Below are 6178 nucleotides of genomic sequence, written 5' to 3' on the forward strand. Positions count from 1 at the left end.
GAGGAGTATGTAATCAAACCAACTCATATGAGTGGTTCAGTCGTAATAGTTAATGAATTTGAAACTCCCAACGAGGAAGAGATCATCAAGAAATGCAATGAATGGCTACGTGAAACTCATGGTGTTCCTAAAGAGGAATATTGGTATGAGAGTATCGAACCTCGAATACTAGTGGAAGAAAGACTTCGTGACGATAAGCAGGAAGTTCCTCTTGATTACAAATTTTTTGTATTCCATGGACAGGTGGAGTACATTGAGGTTGACTTTACCCGGTTTTCACACCACAAAAGAAGATTCTACGATCGCGATTGGAATCCTAAAGAATTCACTATGAAAAGTCCATTAGGGCCGACTATAGAGGAACCACAAAGGTTAGATAGAATGATGGAGATAGCAGAAAAATTAGGAGAAGGTTTTGATTTTATCCGTATCGACTTGTATGAACTAAACGGGGGGCGAATTGTTTTCGGTGAGATGACAGTAGGGCCAGAATCGGGTACAGGCCGGTTTATTCCCAAAGAGCGTGACTTTGAGTTCGGATCCTATTGGTAACTGTAACCACTGGTGACGGTGTTCCTGATTATTCCGCCATGACATCATTGATTCTGGATTTTCTCCTCCGCCTCATCTCGATCTTCTGGATACCCAACATCAATTCGCCAGCCGTCCATTGGAATCGCGTCAATTGTCCGACCGCTTTTTACCAACAGGTCGACAGCGTCTGAGAGTTCGTACTCGTCTCTATACGATGGTTGCACGAGCTTACAGGCATGAAAAATCGCCGGTGAGAACGTATAGAATCCGGTCATCACCAAGTTAGATGGCGGGTCCTCGGGCTTCTCAACCACTTCCTGAATCTCTCCGTAGTCGTTCGTATCACACACGCCGTACCGGCTAGCTTCCTCATACGGCACCTCCTCTACGAGGAACGCTGCGTCGGCGCGATCCTCCTGCTGACGATTCACGACGTCCGCGAGATTCGCCTGGAAGATGTTGTCACCGAGTATCAGCATAAAGTCATCCCCAACGTGCTCCTCTGCCTTCAGCAGTGCGTGCGCCAGTCCTTTCTGCTCGCGCTGGTGGGCGTAGGTGATTGGGACGCCTTCGAACTCGTCGCCGTAGTGGCTGATAATGTTCTGCTTCTTGTAGCCGACGATTACGACGAGTTTCTCCGCTCCGAGTTCGACGAGCTGCTCGAAGCAGTGCGTCAGAATCGGTTTCCCTGCGACTTCGACCATTCCCTTCGGCTTGTCTTCGGTGAGTGGACGAAGTCGCGTCCCTTCCCCTGCAGCGAGAACGACTGCTTGCATACTCCGGTATTCTCGAGCGGTGTTTAAATATATTTCATACGAGTGTCTGGACTCGGGACCAAATTGAGCGAGGAGTTACTCCGACCCAAGAACGGGGACAGCGATGGGAAGATTGTCCTCCACGGTTGTCCGGAACTCCCGGGAAAGCGTGAGCAGCGCGGCGAAGTACACGAGTGCTCCGACGCCGACGAGGAGCACGACGGCTGGAATCGAGTCGTCGATAGCGACACGACCCGCCAGAACGACGGCAGCCATCGCGCCTGCTGCGAGCCACTGCTTTCCGATCTCACTAAACGGAATCGTCACGTCCATGATGGTCGTTGCATAGTAGTATCCCAGTCCGAGGCCGAGTGCAGCCGATGTCGTCGTCGCGGTCGCAGCACCGTACCATCCGTACTGCCACGTGAGCAGGACGTTCAGAACGAGGTTCACCGCAACGAAAACAGCGTTGACCCGGAACGTGAGGTCCGGGCGGTCAACCGCGTCGATCGTATTCATGAACTGGCCCTGATAGCCGTAGAGCAGGCGTGCGAACGTCAGTACGAGCAGGATGTAGTAGCCTACGTCAAAATCAGGCCCGTAGACCGTCAACACGGTATCCCCAACGAGCGCTGCACCGACGAGACCGGGGATGATGAACAGGCCAGTGTACGCCAGACTCACTCGCAGCAACCCCGAAATGTTCCCGTCGACACCGTCCTCGGATGAGATCTTGCTGATCTCCGGAAAGAGCGTGCGGGAGATCGACGAACCGAAGATAGCGAACAAGGATGCGAGATTCCACGCAACCTCGTAGACTGCGATGAGGCTATTCGAGATGAAGACGGCCAAGATTACGGTGTCCATCGAAAGGAACGTCCGGCCTTTCACAGACGCCAGCCAGGAGAACTGTGCGTACGACCGAAGCCTGTGGAAATCCTCACGAGTCGGCCTCATTGCCGGAACCGAAACGAAGTACAGACCGATTGCGATGGCGACGATTGCACCGACGATGTATCCCGCGAACGCACCTGCGATGCCCGCACCCGATAGCACGAGCGCGACCTGGACGATACTCCGACTCGTCCACTGAATCGGTGCGAGAACGCTGGAGACGTGAACGAGATGCTGTCCTTGGAGAATTGCCTGAACCAGATTCACCCCTAGACTGACGCCCAGCATTGCGATGAGGATCCCCGTCGCCTCGATTTCCATGAACGAATTTAGGTACGGTCGAGCCAGCCAGAGGCCAGCAGCGACAATAGCGTACAACCCCAACTGGGCGAGAATACCCGAAACGACGAAGTTTCCGTCGGTTGCTTCGCTCACTCGTTTTCGTACTGCCGGTGTCAATCCCAGGTTTCCTGCGATAGCTACCCATGCCAGAACGGACAATACAACAACGTACGTCCCGTACTGCTCCTGGCCGAGTGTCCGAGTCAGAACAACCGTTGCAGCGAACCCCGAGAACGACATCACGAGTCGGGAGATGAAGTTCACCATCGAGGTTCGTCCAAATCTCATGTCAGGTCACTCAGGGCTACGAGATATCGAGACTTTCCATCCCGTCCGTATCAATACCGTGCTTTCCGTCGCCACCGAAGAAAACGCTTTTGCGCTCCCCGTGACGAACCCATGCCAATGACCGACTACGAGGACGTCTGCGCACTCGTTCCCACGCGGAACGAGTCCAAAACCATCGGCAACGTCGTCGACGGCCTCCGTGACGCCGGCGTCGACAACGTCCTCGTCGTGGACGGACACTCGAGAGACCAAACACGCGAGATCGCGCGCGACAAGGGCGCGCGAGTGATCGAGCAGTCCGGTGAGGGGAAGGGCCAGGCGGTCCGGCAGGGCGTCTCCCATATCGACAGCGAGTACGTGCTCCTGCTGGACGGTGACGCGACGAACCCGCCCGAGCAGGCGCCGCGCCTCCTCGACCCGCTCGTGGCGGGCGACGCAGACCATGTCGTCGGCGACCGCACGGCGGACATGCAGCCGGGCGCGATGAGTCGCCTGAACCAGGTGGGGAACAAACTCATCAATCGCGCGTTCGTCCGCATCCACGGCGAGGACTACGGCGACATCCTCTCCGGGTATCGCGCGTTCACGACCGACTCCTTCGACCGGATGTTCCTCTCCGCGGAAGGATTCGGCATCGAGACGGAGATGGCCGTGGAGTGCGCGCGCCACGGCATCCCCGTCGAAGTCGTCCCCACGACCTACCGCCCGCGACCCGAGGGCTCGGAGACGAACCTCCACCCGATATCGGACGGCGCGCGCATCATCCTCACCCTCTACAGCCTCGCGAAGACGTCGAACCCCCTCTTCTACTTCGGGAGCATCGGCGCGGGATTCGGCGCGCTCGGCACGGCACTCGCGGCGTGGATCGGCTACGAGTGGTTCGTCCGCGGCATCTCCCACGAGGCGCTCACCGTCGTCGCGGGCGTCGTCCTCCTGCTGGGCGTCCAGTTGCTGATATTCGGCGTGCTCTCCGACCTCGTCGTGACGCTGCACCGCGAGCAGGCACGCCGCATCGAACGCCTGCAGAGCGAGGACTGACGGTAGTCTCGCGGCGAGCTACGAGAGGAACGACGTGACGCCCTTCAGCCAGACCCGGGGGGCGCGGCGGCGCGCGCCGTCGGCGGCTTCCTGGAGCGCTCGCGCGCCGTCGTTCATGACGCCTTCGCCGTGCCCCGTGAGAATTCGTTCGGGCGTGAACCGGCGGAGTGCCTTCGGCGGCGCGACTCTGAGCATGGGGTGGACGCCGACCCGCTCCCGGCCGGCGAGGAAGTACTCGACGGTGCCGACGAGGTCGCCGACGACGAGCGTCTCGCCGTCGTAGAGCGCGGCCTCGTCCCAGATCGGCCAGTCCACAGTGCGCACGACCCGAAACTCCGTCCCCGGGAGCGTGTCGCCGAGGGGCTGGGTCGGTGCGTCAAGCCCGGGGTCGACGAACGACGGGACGAAGATGGGGACGTCGTATCGGTCTGCGATGGCCTTTGCGTCCCGGGAGTGCCGGTCCATGAGCACGACGACGCCCCGGACGTCGCCGAGGTCGTCAAGGAGGTCGTCGACGCCCTCGCCGTCCACGGGGTCGATCACCCAGACGTCGTCCGCGCCGCCGTCCTCGCTCGGGACGGCGAGCGCGTGACTCGCGCGCTGCATCGTCTCTTCCGGATACGCGATCCAGCCGACGCCGCCGTCGAACCGGTCGACCTCCTTGACGTCGGCCGGCCGTTCGGTCTCCTTGAGTGGCATACGACAGCTAGGGCGACCAGACTCATAATTGTATTTAGGCGCGAAGTTCCCCTCCTCAAGGAGTCGTTCGAGAGAGCAGAGCTCTCTCGTGATCACGAAATCGGGGATTTTCGGGCAACAACGCAGGCCGTAGGCTGAGTAGCGTTAACAAGAACACGAAGCGTTCTTGAGATGCAGTAGGGCGGGGAAACAGCGCCCCAGAAATCTTCGGTTTCTGGTGTGTGAGCGACACGCTTCGCGCCTCGTCTCCTCGACGCCGTCATCGTCTCCTAAACACTCCGCGACGACTGACCCAGGGACCCATGCAATCACAATCCTTATTTGTGTAGTTTATGTATAATATGTTGTGGCGACTCGCAAGAACATCTCCATCCGTGACGACCAAGAGGAGTGGATTCAGGACAATCACCTGAACCTTTCCTCGTTCGTCCAAGAGAAACTGGACGAACTCATCGAGGAACGAGAGTCATAGATGCACTACAACTACAAGTATCGACTCGACCCACCGGAAGCTCTCGCGGAGACGCTTCTGAATCACGTCGATACTTGTAGGCAACTCTACAACCACGTCCTCTATCTGCTCAACGAGGCAGACGACAGTCCAGCCCGCTACGAAGTGCAGGGACGACTCCCGGACCTCAAATCGTGGTGGGGCGACCTGCGCGACGTTCACTCGAAAGTATTGCAGATGGTGGTCAAGCGCGTCTACGACAATCTCTCCACGCTGAAAGCACAGAAGGAGAACGGATGCGCCGTGGGAAACCTCAAGTGGAAACCGCCCCGAGAGTATCGGTCGCTCACCTACAACCAGTTCGGCTTCAAACTCAAGAATACGAGTGGTCGGCCTGTCCTGTGGTTGAGCAAAATCGGAGAGATACCGATTCACCTCCACCGAGACATTCCCGAGAACGCGACCATCAAACAGGTCACGGTCAAGCAAGAACCCACGGGCGACTGGTTCGCCACGTTCGGCATCGACGTGGACGAAGACACTCCCGAGAAACCGGAGAATCCAGAGCGAGTCATCGGAATTGACGTTGGTATCCTGAAGTACGTACATGATACGGATGGAATCGCTGTCGAGTCACCAGACTTCTCCGACGAGCGCGAACGATTGGAACGTGCCCAACGCGAACTTTCGCGGAAGGAACACGGCTCTGCTAATTGGGAGAAACAACGGCAGGTTGTGGCAGAACGCCACGCCGACCTAAAGCGGAAGCGACGAGACTTCCTCCACAAGCTCTCGAACTACTACGCCCGCGAGTATCAGTACCTCACAAAGCATCCTCGGCTAGCTGTTTCTGCGGCCTGAGTTCTGTGTCGAGACGGGTGTGCTGACGGTCTCGACGAGAGAATCACGGACGGGTCGATGGAGAGCTGTCGCTGTCGGCGGCGGTCAGCCGCCGACGCGACAGCGTCGCCACTCACTCCGCTGGCTTGCTTGGTCGGTGGTTAGCGATCGAATCGGTCGTCAGGTGGCCGATTCGCGGGGACGGCCCGACGCACCGCGAGGGCCGTCCACGCAGCACGTCGAATCATATTGATGAACTCCTTGTACGGCCACCACCAGAGGCGACGCCCGCCCCGGCGGGGCGTCGCCACGTATTCGTAGTGGAGATACCGCCACG

6 protein-coding genes and 2 pseudogenes are annotated in these 6178 nt (G+C 58.4%); 4 read left to right on the forward strand and 4 right to left on the reverse strand.

All coding sequences use genetic code 11. The features are described 5' to 3' along the window. Positions 1 to 552, forward strand: a 552-nt coding sequence (locus tag APQ99_RS12235; protein WP_211356666.1) for an ATP-grasp fold amidoligase family protein, incomplete at its 5' end; no start/stop codon positions are given. Between the two features lie 44 nt (positions 553 to 596). Here APQ99_RS12235 and aglF read toward each other — a convergent pair. Further along, positions 597 to 1310, reverse strand: coding sequence for a UTP--glucose-1-phosphate uridylyltransferase AglF (gene aglF / locus APQ99_RS12240; RefSeq protein WP_136361369.1), 714 nt, complete (start codon positions 1308 to 1310; stop codon positions 597 to 599). 75 nt (positions 1311 to 1385) lie between these two features. Next, positions 1386 to 2792 (reverse strand): oligosaccharide flippase family protein, encoded by a 1407-nt coding sequence (locus APQ99_RS12245; protein WP_136361368.1) that lies wholly within the window; start codon positions 2790 to 2792, stop codon positions 1386 to 1388. Between the two features lie 138 nt (positions 2793 to 2930). Between APQ99_RS12245 and aglJ the strand changes: the two genes are divergently transcribed. Beyond that, complete coding sequence (aglJ, locus tag APQ99_RS12250) at positions 2931 to 3851, forward strand: S-layer glycoprotein N-glycosyltransferase AglJ (protein ID WP_136361367.1); 921 nt, start codon at positions 2931 to 2933, stop codon at positions 3849 to 3851. An 18-nt stretch (positions 3852 to 3869) separates the two neighbouring features. Here the strand turns inward: aglJ and APQ99_RS12255 are convergent, their stop codons facing one another. Further along, positions 3870 to 4550: a hypothetical protein gene (locus tag APQ99_RS12255; protein ID WP_136361366.1), complete on the reverse strand. Its 681-nt coding sequence runs from the start codon at positions 4548 to 4550 to the stop codon at positions 3870 to 3872. A 346-nt stretch (positions 4551 to 4896) separates the two neighbouring features. On the opposite strand from APQ99_RS12255, the gene APQ99_RS12970 reads away from it, so the two are divergent. Next, positions 4897 to 5022 carry a hypothetical protein gene (locus tag APQ99_RS12970; RefSeq protein WP_255473514.1) on the forward strand — a complete coding sequence of 42 codons (126 nt, stop codon included), beginning with the start codon at positions 4897 to 4899 and terminating at the stop codon, positions 5020 to 5022. Next, positions 5023 to 5817: pseudogene (locus APQ99_RS12260) on the forward strand (RNA-guided endonuclease InsQ/TnpB family protein); the annotation flags it as partial. It abuts the gene before it with no gap. A gap of 185 nt (positions 5818 to 6002) precedes the next feature. Here the strand turns inward: APQ99_RS12260 and APQ99_RS12265 are convergent. Then, positions 6003 to 6178 (reverse strand): annotated as a pseudogene (locus APQ99_RS12265) (ISH3 family transposase); the annotation flags it as partial.

The organism is Halobacterium salinarum DSM 3754 (assembly GCF_008124605.1).
In the GTDB taxonomy this organism is placed as follows: domain Archaea; phylum Halobacteriota; class Halobacteria; order Halobacteriales; family Halobacteriaceae; genus Halobacterium; species Halobacterium salinarum.

Bases quoted from the DNA above. Each gene is read 5' to 3' on its own strand.
- aglJ (WP_136361367.1), top strand. From the start codon at position 2,931: ATGACCGACTACGAGGACGTCTGCGCACTCGTTCCCACGCGGAACGAG.
- APQ99_RS12245 (WP_136361368.1), bottom strand. From the start codon at position 2,792: ATGGTGAACTTCATCTCCCGACTCGTGATGTCGTTCTCGGGGTTCGCT.
- APQ99_RS12255 (WP_136361366.1), bottom strand. From the start codon at position 4,550: ATGCCACTCAAGGAGACCGAACGGCCGGCCGACGTCAAGGAGGTCGAC.
- aglF (WP_136361369.1), bottom strand. From the start codon at position 1,310: ATGCAAGCAGTCGTTCTCGCTGCAGGGGAAGGGACGCGACTTCGTCCA.